Genomic DNA, 15,827 nt, shown 5'->3' on the forward strand with positions numbered 1-15,827 from the left:
GACTTGCGCTTCAGTGAATCGAGACTTCCGCATGAGAGGCTCCTTTGGCCTTCATGCTAACTTATGCTTGGTATACCTGCAGGGGGGAAGGTCAGTGGCCAACTACGTGAAGAACAACTCCGACAAGGGCTTCACCACCGTGCGCGGCGCCGACTTCGACAAGGAGTACTACGGGATGGCCGTGCGCAAGGGTGACAGTGCGCTGCTGGCCAAGCTGAACGCCGGCATTGCCAAGGTCAAGCAGGACGGCACCTACGACAAGCTGTACGAGAAGTACTTCGGTCGCAAGTCCTGATCTGAACTGCATCGCCTCCGCAAGGAGGCGATGTCTTTACAGCACCACGCTGCGACCGCCATCGACCGCCAGTATCTGACCGGTCACATAGCTGGCGTCGAACAGCAGGAAGCCCACTGCCCGGGCGATATCGTCCGGCGTGCCGATACGGGCCAGCGGAATGGTTGCTTCAATGCGGCGGCGCTCGTCCTGATCGAACACGCTGTCGCCCTCCGGCCACAGATTGACGCCGGGCGATACGCCGTTCACGCGGACATGTGGCGCCAGATCGCGCGCCAGCGCACGCAGTGTGGCCGCGTGGCCGGCCTTGGCGGCGGTGTAGACCGCATGGGCGGTCATTGGCCGGTCGACATGGATGTCGATCAGCCCGACCAGCGCACCGCGGCTTGCCGTGAGTGCCGGGGCGGCAGCCTGGGCAAGAAACAGCGGTGCTTTCAGATTACTGCCGATCAGGTCGTCCCAGGCGGCTTCGTCGATCTGGCCGATCGGGGTCGGAAAGAAGCTGGAGGCGTTGTTGACCAGCCCGTCGAGCCTGCCGAAGGCAGACAGCGTCGCCTCGACCAACGCCGGCAACGCCGGAATGTCGAGCAGGTCGGCATGGACCGTGACGGCTGAACCGGCGCGCTGCCGGTTCAGCTCCGTGGCCAGTGTCCGGGCGGCGTCTTCTGCACCGCGGTAATGCAGCATGACACTGGCGCCACGCGCGTGCAGCCCGCGGGCAATGCCCGCGCCGACGCGTCTGGCCGCGCCCGTGATCAGTACCGTTTTGCCGAGCTGATCCATGCCTCCCTCCATCAAGTCTGTTCTCCGCTACCGGCGAATCCTGTTTTGCCGCAGAATTGCTCCATTCTGTCATAGCCACACACAATGCACACACTGCCACAACCAGACCGCGACGCGGTCGCCGCCAGCGCCGGACTGGTCCGGCGCATCCAGCAGGAAATCGACCTCAATGGCGGCTGGCTGCCGTTCTCCCGTTACATGGACCTGGCACTGTATGCGCCGGGGACCGGATATTACACGGGTGGCAGCCGCAAGTTCGGGGCTGACGGCGACTTTGTCACCGCACCGGAAATTTCGCCGTTCTTTGCCGCCGCACTGGCGCAACAGATTGCCGATCTGCTGCCGCTGACCGGCGGCGACCTGTACGAATTCGGCGCCGGCAGCGGCCGGCTGGCTGCCGACCTGCTGCTGGCGCTGGAAGCGGACCAGGCATTGCCGCAGCACTACCGGATCATCGAAGTCTCCGGCGAACTGGCGGCCCGTCAGCGCGAACGCATCGAACAGGCCGCGCCACACCTGCTGTCCCGGGTCGAATGGCTGGAGGCGCTGCCGGCGCGCATGGATGGCGTGCTGATCGGCAACGAGGTGCTCGACGCCATGCCGTGCGAGCTGATCCACTGGGATGCGCAGGGTACCCCGCTGCAGCGCGGCGTCATCCGTGCCGGCGACGGTTTTGACTGGCAGGACCGGCCACTGGCCGATGGTGAGGCACTGGCACGCGCCGAGGCACTGGCGCCGGGCGCCGAATACCTGTCCGAGCTGCCGCTGGCGGCATCGGCCTTTGTGCGTACGCTTGGTGAACGACTGGAACGCGGTGCGGTGCTGCTGCTCGACTACGGCTTCCCGGAAAGCGAGTTCTATCATCCGCAACGCCGTGCCGGCACGCTGATGTGCCATTACCGCCACCATACCCACCCGGACCCGTTCAGCTGGCCGGGGCTGACCGACATCACCTGCCACGTTGATTTCACCGCCATCGCCCAGGCCGGGCTCGATGCCGGGCTTGATCTTGCCGGCTATACCTCGCAGGCGATGTTCCTGATGAACTGCGGCATTGCCCAGTTGCTGGGGCGGCTGGACCCGGAAGACATCGCGAACTACCTGCCCCAATCGACCGCCGTGCAGAAGCTGCTGTCGCCGGCCGAGATGGGGGAACTGTTCAAGGTCATCGGTTTCAGCCGCGGACTGGATGCCGGCTGGCGCGGCTTCGCGGTTGGTGATCGTCGCCGCAATCTGTAAAAGATGCAGGTAGGGGCTTGACAGCCTGCCAGCCCCTCTTTAAGATTCGGGCTCTCTCAAGCGAGAGAACGGCGAATTAGCTCAGTCGGTTAGAGCGACGGAATCATAATCCGCAGGTCCGGGGTTCGAGTCCCTGATTCGCCACCAGTATTATCAAGGGGTTAGCGCAAGCTGACCCCTTTTCCGTTTCTACGCTGTCAACAAACTGTCAACGCTTTACACTACCTTCGCAAGCCCAGTCTTGAGCAAGTAGTCTTCGCCTACGAGCATTGGTCGATAGGCCATCCCGCCAGTGAGTTCATCCGCATGCTTAGCAACGACGGCCCCATACATCTCGGGCCGGTCTTGAGCGAATCCAATTGAAGTTGCCAACGCAACATCAATAATTTCCATGCTAGGTAAGGTAAGCCACGCATGCATGTTAACCGTGCCGCCTGGCCGATGCTTCTTCACAAGTAGCTGCTCTGCGTAGTGCTCATCGAACTCGAACATATTCCTTCCGGTCTGATGCTCGACCCAACCGATAGTATAGAAAACGTTACACCCGAAAAATTCTTCAAGCGGCTCTTTTAACCTATAGTGGATCGACAAACACTGTGCCACTACGTCTGGAAAATCGAGGTCGCCAATAGCTTTCTGCACATAGTAGGGAAACCTGTCATATGCTTCTTGACTGAGGTAGTTCCTTCCGGCGGCGTACGTGACGGATGGCGCTACCGCTCCAACCCGAGCAGTTCTTCTCACAGCCTCTTCAAACAAACCCTGATAATTGCTCACACAGCCTCCATTGATTGAACATGCGACAGTGGATTTAGCACCCTCGCTTCCTGCAAATGCTCAGGTGCAAGATGCGCATATCGCATTGTCATTGTCAAGCTTTGATGACCCAAGATTCTCTGCAGAACCAAAATATTTCCACCGTTCATCATGAAGTGAGAGGCGAATGAATGCCTCAATACATGAGTCATTTGACCAGCAGGCAACACCAAACCACACCGCTCCACCGCATCTCTGAACGCTCCCCAGCAGTACTGAAACAGCCGATCCGAACTGGCAACTACCTTTGCTGTTAACTCTTCGTAGAGCGACTCGGTGACAGGAACAGTTCTGTTCTTGCCACTCTTCGTTCCTGTAAAGTGAATAGCTTTGTTACGTAACTGACTCTTTCTCAGTCCCTCAGCCTCGCCCCATCGTGAACCCGTCGACAGGCAAACCTTAGCCACCAGAAGCGCATCCTTGTTCCGACAATTTTCCAGCTCAGCCAATAGTGATTGGATCTGGTCAACTGTTAACCACGACAGCTCTTTCTCTGGGATTTTGAACTGACGCACCGTGGACAGAGGATTCTCTTTTTTCCAAAGCCCTAGCCGTTTCAGTTCATTAAAAACACTCCTTAAGTACGCATGCTCACGATTCATATTGTTTGCAGTCACTCCAGACTCCAAACGTTGAGCGCGGTACTTAGCAAAATCTTCCGCAGAGAACCGGTCCGCGACCGGGTTCCCCATCACATCAACCATTGCCAGCAAGCGCCGCCGGGTATCAGCCGCAGACCTCAGATTACAGCCATGATGCTGATACCACAGCTCAACCAGCTCTGTCAGCGTGCGCAAATCTCTTCTCTCTGGCTCCCATTCTGGGCTCTGGGCGACTTGCGATTTAACCCAAGCCTCCCAGGCCATAGCTTCGGACTTGAGTGAGAATGTTTTCCTAAATCGCTTTCCACCTCTCCCTCCTGGCTGGATATCAACCAACCAGCCAGAATCATTTTTCCTTATAGCCACACGATCACCCCTTTTTTTCAAGGCGTTTTTTTAATTTTTTATGCCGCTCAATCCTTTCTCTCAATACATTTATTTTTTCATCAAGAATATCAAAATCAACATTTACCTTTCTAATTCTCGCCTTGTTTTCAATATGCTTTCTCATACGCTCCACGTTATTTACCAATTCTTCAGCTTTCTCATAATCAAGTTGCCGCTCTGTTTCAAGAACTATCTCTGCTTCCCTTAAGGATTTAGAGATATCCATCCTGCTAACAGCAGCATCCAATCTTGCAACTTTCTCTTTGGGCACATCCCCATCCGCATCCCCAGTCAGAATCTGTCGTGCACTCCTCAATAGCATGTCATCCAACAATTCTGATGCCGTTAGGCCACACAAGTCCTCACCCAGCTCTTCATGCCACCATTCCACTACGTATTCGCGAGCCACTTCTCTTGCTTCAATGGCATCTTTGAAATAGCGACTCGATGTTTCTAGGGGAGCTCCAGGCGTTGGGTAACCACTATCGACGGTCGGCGCTACATGCCCATAGTCCGGATCCGTCAGCCCCGTCGCCAACCAGAAAGCATGCTGAGGCCATGCCCTGCTGATCGCTTCGATCATCTCGCCCATCGCACGCTGCCGTTCTCGAGCGAAGTTCTGCCACGTCGTCGCAGCAATGCCACTCAGCTCCTCAAGCTCCTTCCATCTTCTTCTTTCGCTTGTTTTTTCATTAATTATCAAAAGCATACGGTCATTTATCGTATCCATGCGCCTCCTCCACCCATGCTATTCACGTAAATAAGACTTGCTACTACGTACCTAGTACGCGATCATTTATCACGTACTAGGTACGTAATAGTGTGTCTTATAGGACATTATGGGCGACAACCTCAACATCTCACAAATTCCCCTCGCTGCCCCCGCGGTAGTGCCAGTCATGGACCGCGTCTCGTTCGCCCGAGCTATCGGTGTCACCGAAGGGGTAGTCGAAGGCTGGATCGCCCGCGGCTACATTCCATGCACGCAAATCGGACGTCATCGCCTGGTCAACCTCGCGGCCCTGACTAAACGCTGCATTGAGCAAGCCGAGTTCCGCCTGTAGTCCCACTGAAGCCCAAACCACCAGAAAGGAAGCCCCATGAGCACCCCGCAAGAAACCATGAAACTGAACCTGAAATCGAACCAATCCATGCTGCGCGGCCGCGTCAACGCGACTCGTAAGGCCGAGGAATTTTTCTACACCGAAGTCACCCTGCCAGCGCCCGACGAGTACAGCCAGCCAGCCGTCGTCGAAATCCGTTCCCGCAAACGCATCGGCCAAGCGGGCGATACTGTGGAGTGCTTGGTCGGCTGCGGAGGCTACCGTGGCAAACCGTTCAACTACACCGACAAGGACACCGGCGAGCGCTTTACCCGTCGCCCGGTCGTCAACGCCTACCACGCGGTCGAGGAGTAAGCGCCATGGCGGCTTTGACTTCGGCCTCTGTACAAGCCGCGCTCAAGGTGGCGGGAGAGGTGCACGCGGAGTTCGCCAAGGGCTCCCATCCCTCCGCCCGCCTGCTGGCCGATCGCGCCTTTATCTCCACGTTCTTCGGCTACCTCGGCCCGGACATGGATTTCGCGACCGACCAGGATCGCTGCCTTTTCCTCCAGCTCTCCAAACAACTCGGCCTGCCCGACCCGCTCGTGCCGTATGGCCACAAGAAGGTGCACTGACATGCTGTCGAGTACTTCCGCTGCCAACCGTCGCAGTAGCTACCGACAAGACGTTTCGTTTGCTGAAGATTGCTTTTCGGTAGCGCCTGCGCATCTGGCGCAGGTCGCCAAGCGGAAGTACTCGCGCACCTTTTTCAGTCCGGAGTTTGCCAAGGACGGCGATGCCCGCCGTACCGCCAATCTCGGGGCGCTTTCGTTTCGCGCTTTGATGGTGCCCAAGGACAGCAAACTGCGCCTGTCCTGGAGCCGAGAGGAACAAAACGAAAAGGCTGCCGAAGTCGTCAATCAACTGACCCGCCGCCTCGGCCGGCACGGTGCCTATACGCCAGCGCACTATTGGCTGCCGTCGTTGATGGCGCTGGCCAACCAGTACGGCGTCTATCTACACGACGACCGCAACGTGCCTTCCTATGCCCGCCAGATCGATCCGCCGGGCAAAAAGCAGATCACGCCCGATTCCTTTCTCAAGCGACTGTTGGACGAACAGTTCTGGTGCATGACGCTCCGCCGGGTATTGCCGCAGTTGGCGGAAACCCATGCCCGTTCGATGGGGCTGGTGAGCAAGACGCAAGGCTTATACGTGTCCGATTACCAGGCCGATGCTCAATGCCGTCAAGCGGCTCGCTCGCGTGAATACCTGAGGAATTTGATCGTCACCAACGAGGACGGCTATTCGGAATCGGTACTGAAGTTCGCCGACAGCACGGTATCCAACCCGCGCAACCGCTACTCCGAATTGATGGTGCGCATGGCCGGCACCGAACGAATCGCCAAGGCGCTGGGTTTCGTCTCCTTGTTCGTCACCTTGACCTGTCCGAGCCGCTTTCACGCCATTAAGTTGCTTGGCAAACGCAAGACGTGCCCGAATGAGAAGTTCGACGGCGCCACGCCGGTCGATGGCCAACGCTATCTGACCCGCTATTGGGCGCTTGTACGCGCCCAGTTCCACCGCCAGGGCATCAAGGTGTTCGGTTTTCGGATTGCCGAGCCGCATCACGACGGCACGCCGCATTGGCACTTGCTGCTGTACGTGCGCCCGGAGCACGCTGACGCGCTGTCCGAGCTGCTGACCGAGCACTACACACGCGACGACCAGGCCGAGCTGCGTAACCGTCGCTCCGGTCGTCTCAAGACCTCGCGCCGGGTCAAGATCAAGTGGCTCGACCCGGAGCGCTCGGCGACGGGCTACGTCGCCAAGTACATCGCCAAGAACGTCGATGGCTGCGGTTCGAACGGCCAGTCGATCGGGATGAACTTCGACGGGCTGGACGCACCGAGCGCCGCGCAGCGTGTGCGGGCCTGGGCATCGCTGTGGCGCATCCGCCAGTTCCAGCAGATCGGTGGGGCGCCGGTCACGCTGTACCGAGAACTGCGTCGAATCGCCAACCTCGATAGCACCGAGTTCGACTCCGACGTACTCGACTCCGCTGTGGCGGCCGCCGACCAAGGCGACTGGGAAGCGTATGAGCATGCGCTCGGCTTCGGCTGCCCGCGCAAGGATCGTCCGCTGCATCTGACTTGCGACGAAGAGCGCCCGAACAAGTACGGCGAGCTGGTGCGTAACAAGATCGTCGGCGTGGTCGACAAGAAGGAAGGCTTGTTTATCCGCTCGCGTTTGCACGAGTGGACTGTAGAGCTGCGCACTGGCAGCCGCGAAGCGGATCGCCAGCTTGGATTCATGTGTAATAACTGTAACGACGAAGCGAGCGATGGAACATCGCGCCACCACGAACCGCGCTCGCTTTCACTCGATTTCGAGGCCTTCGTCCCCGACGACGACTTCCTCGTCCCTCCACCGCCGTATGAGCCGTCCCCCTTCCTGATACGGAGGGCCGGCCATGCCTAGTTTCAGCACCGGCACCGTTCAAACCGTGCTCGCCTGCGCCACAGCCCCCACCGAGGGTTTCACCGCGCTATCGCCCGTCAGCAGCGCGGGCGATGCCGTGACGGTCTGTCCGGGCGGCGCGCAGCTCTACGCCGGCCAAGCCTATGTGCTCGATGCCAGCCAGCAGCAGGCCGTCGACGCCGCGCTGGGACCGTTCGACTACAGCTATGCCTCGGCGCTGTGGACGCTCGCCTTCAGCACGGTCGTCGGCCTGTACTTCGTCTCTCACGGTATTTCGCTAGTCCTCAACATGATCCGTCGTGGCTAGTCATGCGTCCGGGCGCTTTCCCGGTTTTCTCAACCAAGGAGTTTCACATGCTCAAAAAAATCGCTTCCCTCACTGTCCTGTCGAGCATTACCACCGGCGCGTTCGCTGCCGGTAGCGGCCCGGATCTGACCCCGCTCACCTCGGTGGTGGATTTTGGCACCGTCATCACCGCGGTCCTGGCTGTTGCCGGCCTGCTCGCCGGGGTGTACGTCGCGATCAAGGGTGCCAAGATCGTCATCGGCATGGTCCGCGGCGCCTAACCGGGCGCCTAACCGCACTCCCTTCACCTGGTGGGGGGCTTGTGCCCCCCTTTTCGTTGGTGCGCTATGACCATCAATCAACTGTGGTACCTGCTGATCTTCGCCTGGGGAGCACTCTGCGCTTGGGCGGTGATTCAAGGCATGAGGAGCTGACATGGAACTGGAAATCTACCTAGTGTTCTATTGGCTGATGGGGGGCATGGCTACGTTGCTGGTGCTGTGCCTGCTGGCCATGTGGTGGTTCAACCAATGAAAAAGGCGATCGCCGCTGTGGCGCTGAGCCTGATGGTCACCCTGTCCTACGCCACCAATCTCATTTTCGATGCCCAGGGCAACATTGTCGGCAGTTACGTCGCATCGACGCCGCCCTCACAGGTCGATTCGTTGCGGGCTAGGGCGGCTATTTCTGGCCTGGTGCAGCAAAATGCCGTTCAACGTGGGTTCGCCAATGCTGATCCCCGGGTGATCAGCACGGTATCTAGGGTTGGTACAGCGGCGGTGAGTTCTGCAGCAGGCGGAGCGGCCGCGATTGTCGTTGCTGGCGTGAGCGCCCCCGCGTGGGTTTCCGTGATGGCGATGGCTGCCGTGGGGACCGTGGTCGGCTACGGGGTGTCGCTGGCCCTGGATGGCGCCGTCAAATGGTTTTTTGGTGATGACGGAAGCGTTTCCGTGTCTGGCTCGCCGGGTGAAATGGCGTTCAATGAAATTCCATTTGCCTCGGGCTCCGCTAGCGGTTTTAAACCAGCAGCGATGCGGAAAGGTGGTGTCGCTTGGTGCGCGCTGACGTCCTCAGCAAATCCAATTTGTGCCGGTGATCCGGGCACGGCGATTTTTGGCTACCTAACCTCGTATGCCTGTGCTGGCCCATATCAATATCCAAATCGATTTAATCCCCCACAGTGCAGTGCGCCATACAAAATCGGTGATGGCTCGAAAACAACCTGGACCAAAATCAATGTCACTGGTGCGACGGCCAGCATCGGCCATGCGTCGGCATTCCTGCTCAATAATGGCGTTTGGTCAGAATTTAGGGGTGAGAGTTTCACATATAACGTGACTAAATCGGTCGCGACCGTCGATTGTCCCGTTCTAAGTTACTCGGTTGGCAGCAAATGCGCCTCGCTCGGTATCACCCCAACCTCGACTGGCTCGAGTGCTGATGGGGTCAAATCGTTGTCCGATGCGGTCAATGGACTACCTGATTCCGAGAGATCGCGGCCGATCAATCCGGTTCTGCTCGCCGCGCTCGCCAACCAGCTGTGGAAGCTGGCCGCCCAGCAGCCAGGTTATGACGGCGTCCCCTACAGCAATGTCCAACCGATTACCACGGCTGATGCCCAATCGTGGCAGCAGGCCAATCCAAGTTATTACCCAACCGTTGGCGATATGACCGCTCCGATGCCGTCTGGCGGCACAGGGAATGGCGGGTCTGGTGGCAGTTCCCCATGGGCCCCTCTGCCGCCGAACTCCACGGGTACGCCAGGGCCTGGGACGGATCCAGGCACTATCACTCCAGGAGGTTCAACCGGGACAAATCCGGGGGCACAGCAACCCCCGATTAATCTGGGCTCAGATCCCGGCATTGGTTCGCCCGCTCTCGAGGCAGCACCAACGGCCCGGATGATTCTCGATCCGCTGCTTAATCTGCTGCCCGATTTTAAAACGTTTATGACCCCTCAGCACCAGGCCGTGTGTCCAAAGCCGGTGTTCAATTTGTTCGGCAAAACGATAATTATGGAAAGCCACTGCATTATCGCCGAGGAGCAACGCCAAGCGCTGTACACCATCATGATGGTTGCCTGGATCTTGATTGCCGCGCTGATAATTCTATCTGCCTGAGGTTTTCTTTTCTATGTTCGGTATCATCCTTTCCGCGTTAAATATGGCTTTGGCCTGGCTGGTTCGCTCAGTCCTGGTCAAATTTGTTGCTTATTTCGCCCTTTGGTTCATCACAACTGAGTTCATTCAGGTCTTGCAGGTTGCGGGCGTTTTACCCAATGCCAGCAGCCTTACAACCGTATTGGGAGGTGTGCCAGCTGCGGTTTGGTATTTCCTCGATCTGTTTGCATTCAGTCAAGGACTACCAATTGTGCTGGCCGCTGTTGCCACTCGATTCATTATTCGCCGAATTCCGGTTATAGGATAAGCAGATGGCGATCAATGCCTATACGGGTCTGCAGGGATCCGGTAAATCATTTGAGGTTATACGTTCGGTGGTAATTGAGGCGATTGCCGCCGGCCGTAATGTCGTTACTAATATTGACGGCATCAGTGAAGAGCAAATTCATCTCTATTTGATGAAGCAACGAGACGCCGATCCTGACAGCTTGGGGCATGTGATTCATGTCGGCAATGATAGGGTGAAAGAATCAGCGTTCTTTCCCGATGAAGGAAAGCCAGATCTTTGCGCTGTTGTGCAGCCGGGAGATCTGGTAGCCATTGATGAGGCCTGGCGTTTTTGGGGCACGGACTGCGGCAAATTCAGCCATGAGCATATGCAATTTTTTCGTATGCATCGTCATTACACTCATCCGATAACTGGCGTGGCCTGTGATGTGGTCTTGATGACACAGGACATTACGGGGTTACATCGTAATCTACGCAATGTAATTGAATTTTCATTCCTGATGACCAAACTGAAATCCCTTGGGCTAACCAAGATGTACCGGGTGCAGATCTACGAGGGCTGGAAGCAGAACAAAAAGACTCAGATCGATGTTCACAACAAAAAATATGATCCAGAAATTTTCCCGTTATATAAATCCTATGCAGGAGGGCAGGGTAAAGAAAATGCCATTGATAAACGTGCCAATATCCTTACCAATAAAAAACTTTGGCTAATCGCTTTTTGTGTTGTGGCATTTATCAGTGTGGGTATCTGGAACACATGGCGCTTCTTCCACCGCTCACCACAAGGTCAGCCCTCCGCTGTTGTAGCTCAAAATCCACAGCAGGCAGTTAAACAGCCAGCTCCTGTAGCGGTTTCGCCTGTTTTTTCCGATCGCTGGCGAGTGGTTGGCCGCTATGAGGTGGATGGAATGAGCTGGGTGGTAATTGCTAATCAGCAGAACCGCTTGCGGGTTGAGTCGGCCAGTGTTTTCACTAACAGTGGCATGTCGACCATTGGTGTTGTCGATGGTGCCAATGTGACCGTGTGGTCATCACAGAGTGTAGCCCCGGGGCCAGCCGGGCTGGGGAGACCGTAATGAAAATTCTGCATAGTTCCTCCCCTTTGGTCCCTTTCATACGACAAATATTGGTAGCGCTGCCTCTGCTGGTTGCAATACCAGTACTGGCGTCCCCCGCTGATGATGCCGCCGTCAGGGGTAAGCCCCCGACAACTGCTATGGCGAGACCATTGCAGACGGCTGAGCCGAGGTTCAATTTCCAGGGGGTAACGGTATCCCAGGTGGTCTCGCTCATCTATGAGGAGGTGCTTAAGAAACCATACGTCCTTGATCCTCGTGTTCTAGCAGACCAGCGACCGGTGTCACTCCGCTTTGACGGTACAAAGGGCGAATTGCCTGGTTTTCTGCACGACTTTCTCCATTTCCTCGGCTTGAGGATTGAGTCTCGAGCCGGGGTAGATTTCGTTACCAGCGACGTTGCTGATCCGCGGATGCCAGATGTGGAGCCGCCCCCACCGGAACTTGAGGTCTATGTTTATCGTCCCAAGTTTAGAGAGCTTGCCTACCTGACTGAGCTGCTGTCACCCCTGTTCAAAACGGGTTCCTTTACAGTTAGCCGTGCTGTGCGCTCGGGGGGCGCGGAGTCTGTGACAACGGCTGCGCCTGCGAGCTCTGCCGCCGCACAGATTGACCAGCACAGTGATGTGATGGTGTTCCAGGGAACGGCTGCAGAGATTGCGCTGTTGACGCGTGTGCTGCCACAGATCGATACACCGGCCGGTGAGGTGCTCGTCCAGGGTGTTGTCTATGAGGTGACAACGGGTCGCAATGAATCCTCGGGTTTCCAGCTTGCGCTGTCGTTGTTGGGGGGAAAGTTGGGGGTCAAGGTCAACACACCGTCGAGTGGCAATAGTGCGATCACCTTTAAAACGGCAGTCATTGATGCTGCAATTGATGCTTTGGCTAGTGATTCGCGCTTCAAAGTCGTATCAACACCCTATCTGAGAGTGAAATCAGGGCAGGCAGCATCATTGACTGTTGGCCAGGATGTACCTGTGCTGGGCTCGGTTTCCTATCCTCAGGGAGGTGGAACACCGGTGCGCTCCGTCGACTACAAATCTGCAGGGGTGATTTTCAACATTTCACCGAGGGTTCGCGACAGCGTGATTGATGTGGATGTATCCCAGCAGGTGAGCAATTTCGTGAAGACGGAAACCGGGGTCGATGACTCGCCGACCCTGATCAAGCGCGAGCTTCGCACCCACGTATCGGCCCAGGACGGCGAGCTGGTCGTGCTTGGTGGGTTGCGTGACGAGAAGGACAACGCAAGTCGATCTGGGCTGTCTTTCCTGCCTGAATTCCTGCGTGCTAGGTCCAGCAGTAGCACCCAGACCGAGATCCTGCTGATGCTGCAACTGACCAAGACGGGCAGCTAGATCCTCGGCTCACGGGTGATCTGCCCGGGTAGTTCACGCATAAACACCAATAATTTCCTCGCGGGCTTTCTAGTTCCGCCTTCCTTCGGTATGCACACCCTGCGCGACACGGCGCCGGCTGGCGTACCGCAGCGCGCGAGCGCGAGGAGCGCACAGCCGGCACCAGATCGCGCTGGCTCGCCTTGTCGACTGCAGGCGCATTCCCTCACGAGTGGAGAGGCGGTCAAGGGGGGCCGTAGGCCACGAAGCTTGCCCTTGACGGCCTCGCAGCGACCCCACGCTCACTCGGAGGGCAGGGGTGGCAGTTCACCCCTGCCCCCGAGGATCAAACGCGATCGTTTGCAATCAACCACCACCTTACGCATGTTCGGCGCACAGGAAGACTTCCTCCAAGAGAGTACTGAGGCAAGTCAAACAAAGCATGCTAAAGTCATTGTTGCAATGTCCATACTTGGCAGTGAAGGAGCAAGCCGTGCAAAGCTTACTGACATACCTCACAGTCACAAGTCTGCTGGAAGCTGCTAAACTTGACAAAAGTTGCAATGGGCCTGTAAGTCGGCTTAAAACAGATAAATGCTAGTTGGAGCGCATATGTCCTTTCCAGTTGTAGACAGGGTTATCTATCAAAAAAACCCTTTGGTAGAGGTTGTTTGCCAATTAAGCGTCCACCCTCAGTTACGAGTTGAAACAGAGCTTCCAACAGACTTTCAGAGTCATCTGAAAGAGAAATATCCTATTTTGCATGAAGGCACGGCTTCTTTAACTACAATTGACAGCAGTCAGGCTGCAGCTAGTGGGAGTCAGCTTAGCCAACAAATATTTAAATTCTATGATTTCTTTTCTAAAGATGGAACATGGAAAGTTTCTCTTTCAAAAGATTTCATAGCATTAACCACAACCAAATATCAAAACTGGGAAGATTTTTCTTCAAGGCTTCAAGAAGTCTTGACCATCTATAATGAAATTTATGACCCGCGAATTTTTAAACGGGTCGGCTTAAGATACAAAGATGTAATTCAGAGAAGCACGATTGACCTCGTTGATACACCCTGGCATGAAATTATCGCCTCATCTATTGCAGGCCCATTTGCAGATGATGGATTTAGCAAGGCAAAGCACTATAGCTCTAGCTTTTTACTTCCTCTTAAAGACACTTTCGGTTCAGTTTTAGTTCAGTACGGTATCGTAGAATATGCTACAACCGCTGAAGAGTGCTTTTTGATTGATGCCGATTATTTTATTGAACAGGATGTAGAATATCATGTCGCGATTACTACCCTCACCAGTTTTAACAAGAAGGCCGGCAGCCTTTTCCGGCACTGCATTACCGACAAGCTCCATCGAGCCCTCGACCCTATTCCAAAATAATGCTCAAATCAATCCTTCGAGGCAGCAGGTAGTTATCGCTGCCTTCAATGGAATGGTACCACCACCTGTTCCTTTTGTTTTTCCTGGTTTAAAAAGAGTTATTAAATCAACACAGGCCTCAACCAACCAAGAAGTAATCCGGTTAATTACGGGCAAAAAAATAAAGACCAGCTCTGCCAATCAGATATATGAATTATGCAAAACGGACGATTTATTTGGTCTATTCGATATTGTCGACAATTTGGCCGATAACAGTAATTACTACGAGATTAACAAAATAATTTTTACAATTGACTATCAAAAATTAACTCCTAAGATTGCCATCGGCTTACTTAGAGTTGCTTTTCCTATAAAACGTAAACTACCGCAGTGGGACGAAGCGGTCAGCAAAGCTAGGGATGCTCTCGCTAGAAATAATATGAATGCAGCAAGACTGTTAAAGGGTATCCTGTAAAATATGCAATTCATAAGCTCTAAAAAAAACTCGCTGAGCAATCTTGGCTATATTGGATTTGCAATTAGTGGCACGAAGGAACAAAGGCATATTGGGATAGCCTATAGAGCGAGTGTTAATGAGGTCATGATTGTTGATCTTGGCTTTCACCGCATGCTAAAAAATGACACTGCTGATGATGACGAACCATGGTACTGGGCAGAGTTTGGGCTCGATGAAATAAACCAAGAGATCATCGCCAAGAGAATCTCTTATTTAGCAGCCAAGCATCAGTCAAATAGGGCGCTGCCATCGGATATACAGTATGGTTTTATTTATAATGGGACTTATTTTGACGAAGGAGACGAATATACAAGAAATAAAATGGGGGAAGGATTGACTTGTGCCACATTTGTTCTTGCCGTCTTCAAAAAATTAGGCTTGCAATTTCTAGATGAAGAGTCTTGGCTGCCTCGCGAAGAGGAAGATGCAGAATGGCACAGGCGCATCATAGACTTAATGGAGGAATTAAAAATTCAATTCAGTATCCCCGACGGCCATATAGAGGCACTCAAAAAAAATATTGGAAATGGCGTCCGCTTCAAACCAGAAGAAGTCGCTGGTTCTGGAGTTGTATTCTTTAATGAGAATAGGGATGATTGCATAAAATATACAGAAGGTTCTGAAATTGGGAAAAAAGTCCTCTGTCAAATTTTTGATTGAGGATTTATTCTGTTCGGCAGAGAAATCAGGGGATGCTAACAGAGAAATATTTACAAAAAAGAGCAGCGCACTGAGCACAAATTCGAGAAATAAACGCTGTAGCGGCAGATTCCAAAAGAGGCAAGCGAAAAGGTGGATGTCATGGCACTTAAACTCGATGTCGAACACACCATGGTCGAGCTGACCTTCCCCCCTGCAGGTATACCAAGCATAAGTTAGCATGAAGGCCAAAGGAGCCTCTCATGCGGAAGTCTCGATTCACTGAAGCGCAAGTCATCGCCGTCCTGAAGGAAGCGGAGGCCGGTCTTCCGGTCACGGAACTGTGCCGCAAGTATGGTATTTCTGATGCCACCTTCTATAACTGGCGCAACAAATTTGGCGGTATGGAGGTGTCGGAAGCCAAACGACTGAAACAGCTGGAGGAAGAGAACGCCCGATTGAAACGTCTGGTCGCCAATCAGGCACTCGACATCGAAATGCTGAAGGAAGTCCTCGGAAAAAACTGATTCGGCCTGCAGCTCGGTGC

At 54.8% G+C, this 15,827-nt stretch carries 19 protein-coding genes, 1 tRNA gene and 1 pseudogene; 17 read left to right on the forward strand and 4 right to left on the reverse strand.

The features are described 5' to 3' along the window. Positions 1-106: 106 nt before the first annotated feature. Positions 107-295, forward strand: coding sequence for a transporter substrate-binding domain-containing protein (locus Q352_RS24220; protein ID WP_244879594.1), 189 nt, complete (start codon positions 107-109; stop codon positions 293-295). A gap of 36 nt (positions 296-331) precedes the next feature. Here the strand turns inward: Q352_RS24220 and Q352_RS0117245 are convergent, their stop codons facing one another. Further along, positions 332-1,078 carry a pteridine reductase gene (locus Q352_RS0117245; RefSeq protein WP_028500400.1) on the reverse strand — a complete coding sequence of 249 codons (747 nt, stop codon included), beginning with the start codon at positions 1,076-1,078 and terminating at the stop codon, positions 332-334. Positions 1,079-1,162: 84 nt separating this feature from the next. On the opposite strand from Q352_RS0117245, the gene Q352_RS0117250 reads away from it, so the two are divergent. Continuing rightward, on the forward strand, positions 1,163-2,317 hold the full coding sequence (locus Q352_RS0117250) for a class I SAM-dependent methyltransferase (protein WP_028500401.1): 1,155 nt from the start codon (positions 1,163-1,165) through the stop codon (positions 2,315-2,317). Positions 2,318-2,387: 70 nt separating this feature from the next. After that, a tRNA-Met gene (locus Q352_RS0117255) sits at positions 2,388-2,464 on the forward strand. Between the two features lie 69 nt (positions 2,465-2,533). On the opposite strand, the gene Q352_RS21795 is transcribed toward Q352_RS0117255, so the two are convergent. From Q352_RS21795 to Q352_RS23595, 3 genes are read right to left on the reverse strand one after another with little or no spacing between them, the layout of a single operon-like run. Continuing rightward, on the reverse strand, positions 2,534-3,094 hold the full coding sequence (locus Q352_RS21795; protein WP_211249649.1) for a hypothetical protein: 561 nt from the start codon (positions 3,092-3,094) through the stop codon (positions 2,534-2,536). Continuing rightward, on the reverse strand, positions 3,091-4,122 hold the full coding sequence (locus Q352_RS22480) for a phage integrase (protein WP_244879595.1): 1,032 nt from the start codon (positions 4,120-4,122) through the stop codon (positions 3,091-3,093). Before Q352_RS22480 ends, Q352_RS21795 begins: the two co-directional genes overlap by 4 nt. Further along, positions 4,106-4,852 (reverse strand): hypothetical protein, encoded by a 747-nt coding sequence (locus tag Q352_RS23595; protein ID WP_156952592.1) that lies wholly within the window; start codon positions 4,850-4,852, stop codon positions 4,106-4,108. The genes Q352_RS22480 and Q352_RS23595 overlap by 17 nt, the downstream gene beginning before the upstream one ends. A gap of 109 nt (positions 4,853-4,961) precedes the next feature. Here Q352_RS23595 and Q352_RS0117270 point away from each other — a divergent pair, with 109 nt between their 5' ends. The 14 genes and pseudogenes from Q352_RS0117270 to Q352_RS0117340 form a co-directional block, all read left to right on the forward strand. Continuing rightward, a complete protein-coding gene (locus Q352_RS0117270) occupies positions 4,962-5,186 on the forward strand; it encodes a hypothetical protein (protein ID WP_028500403.1) in 225 nt (74 codons plus the stop codon). 36 nt (positions 5,187-5,222) lie between these two features. Beyond that, positions 5,223-5,540: a hypothetical protein gene (locus tag Q352_RS0117275; RefSeq protein WP_028500404.1), complete on the forward strand. Its 318-nt coding sequence runs from the start codon at positions 5,223-5,225 to the stop codon at positions 5,538-5,540. 5 nt (positions 5,541-5,545) lie between these two features. After that, entirely contained in the window at positions 5,546-5,800 is a 255-nt protein-coding gene (locus Q352_RS0117280) for a hypothetical protein (RefSeq protein ID WP_028500405.1), read from the forward strand. Position 5,801: 1 nt separating this feature from the next. Beyond that, the gene (locus tag Q352_RS22485; RefSeq protein ID WP_051529063.1) at positions 5,802-7,646 is read left to right on the forward strand and encodes a replication endonuclease; all 1,845 of its coding nucleotides are present in this window, start codon (positions 5,802-5,804) and stop codon (positions 7,644-7,646) included. Continuing rightward, complete coding sequence (locus Q352_RS21805) at positions 7,639-7,953, forward strand: hypothetical protein (RefSeq protein WP_036386917.1); 315 nt, start codon at positions 7,639-7,641, stop codon at positions 7,951-7,953. Before Q352_RS22485 ends, Q352_RS21805 begins: the two co-directional genes overlap by 8 nt. Positions 7,954-8,000: 47 nt before the next feature. After that, positions 8,001-8,213, forward strand: coding sequence for a hypothetical protein (locus tag Q352_RS0117295; RefSeq protein WP_028500406.1), 213 nt, complete (start codon positions 8,001-8,003; stop codon positions 8,211-8,213). 249 nt (positions 8,214-8,462) lie between these two features. After that, a complete protein-coding gene (locus tag Q352_RS23600) occupies positions 8,463-10,052 on the forward strand; it encodes a hypothetical protein (protein ID WP_156952593.1) in 1,590 nt (529 codons plus the stop codon). A gap of 13 nt (positions 10,053-10,065) precedes the next feature. After that, positions 10,066-10,359, forward strand: a complete 294-nt coding sequence (locus tag Q352_RS0117310; protein ID WP_028500408.1) for a DUF2523 family protein — start codon at positions 10,066-10,068, stop codon at positions 10,357-10,359. Between the two features lie 4 nt (positions 10,360-10,363). Beyond that, entirely contained in the window at positions 10,364-11,419 is a 1,056-nt protein-coding gene (locus Q352_RS23010) for a zonular occludens toxin domain-containing protein (RefSeq protein WP_084300334.1), read from the forward strand. Positions 11,420-11,622: 203 nt separating this feature from the next. Then, entirely contained in the window at positions 11,623-12,777 is a 1,155-nt protein-coding gene (locus tag Q352_RS0117325) for a type II secretion system protein GspD (protein ID WP_244879596.1), read from the forward strand. 591 nt (positions 12,778-13,368) lie between these two features. Further along, positions 13,369-14,145: a TIGR04255 family protein gene (locus Q352_RS23015; protein WP_169735667.1), complete on the forward strand. Its 777-nt coding sequence runs from the start codon at positions 13,369-13,371 to the stop codon at positions 14,143-14,145. Positions 14,146-14,197: 52 nt separating this feature from the next. Beyond that, positions 14,198-14,599 (forward strand): hypothetical protein, encoded by a 402-nt coding sequence (locus Q352_RS23605; protein WP_156952594.1) that lies wholly within the window; start codon positions 14,198-14,200, stop codon positions 14,597-14,599. A gap of 3 nt (positions 14,600-14,602) precedes the next feature. Beyond that, positions 14,603-15,301 (forward strand): hypothetical protein, encoded by a 699-nt coding sequence (locus Q352_RS23610; RefSeq protein WP_156952595.1) that lies wholly within the window; start codon positions 14,603-14,605, stop codon positions 15,299-15,301. A 242-nt stretch (positions 15,302-15,543) separates the two neighbouring features. Beyond that, positions 15,544-15,801 (forward strand): annotated as a pseudogene (locus tag Q352_RS0117340) (transposase); the annotation flags it as partial. Between the last annotated feature and the right edge of the window lie 26 nt (positions 15,802-15,827).

Origin of the sequence: Microvirgula aerodenitrificans DSM 15089 (genome assembly GCF_000620105.1) — a bacterium.
GTDB lineage: Bacteria > Pseudomonadota > Gammaproteobacteria > Burkholderiales > Aquaspirillaceae > Microvirgula > Microvirgula aerodenitrificans.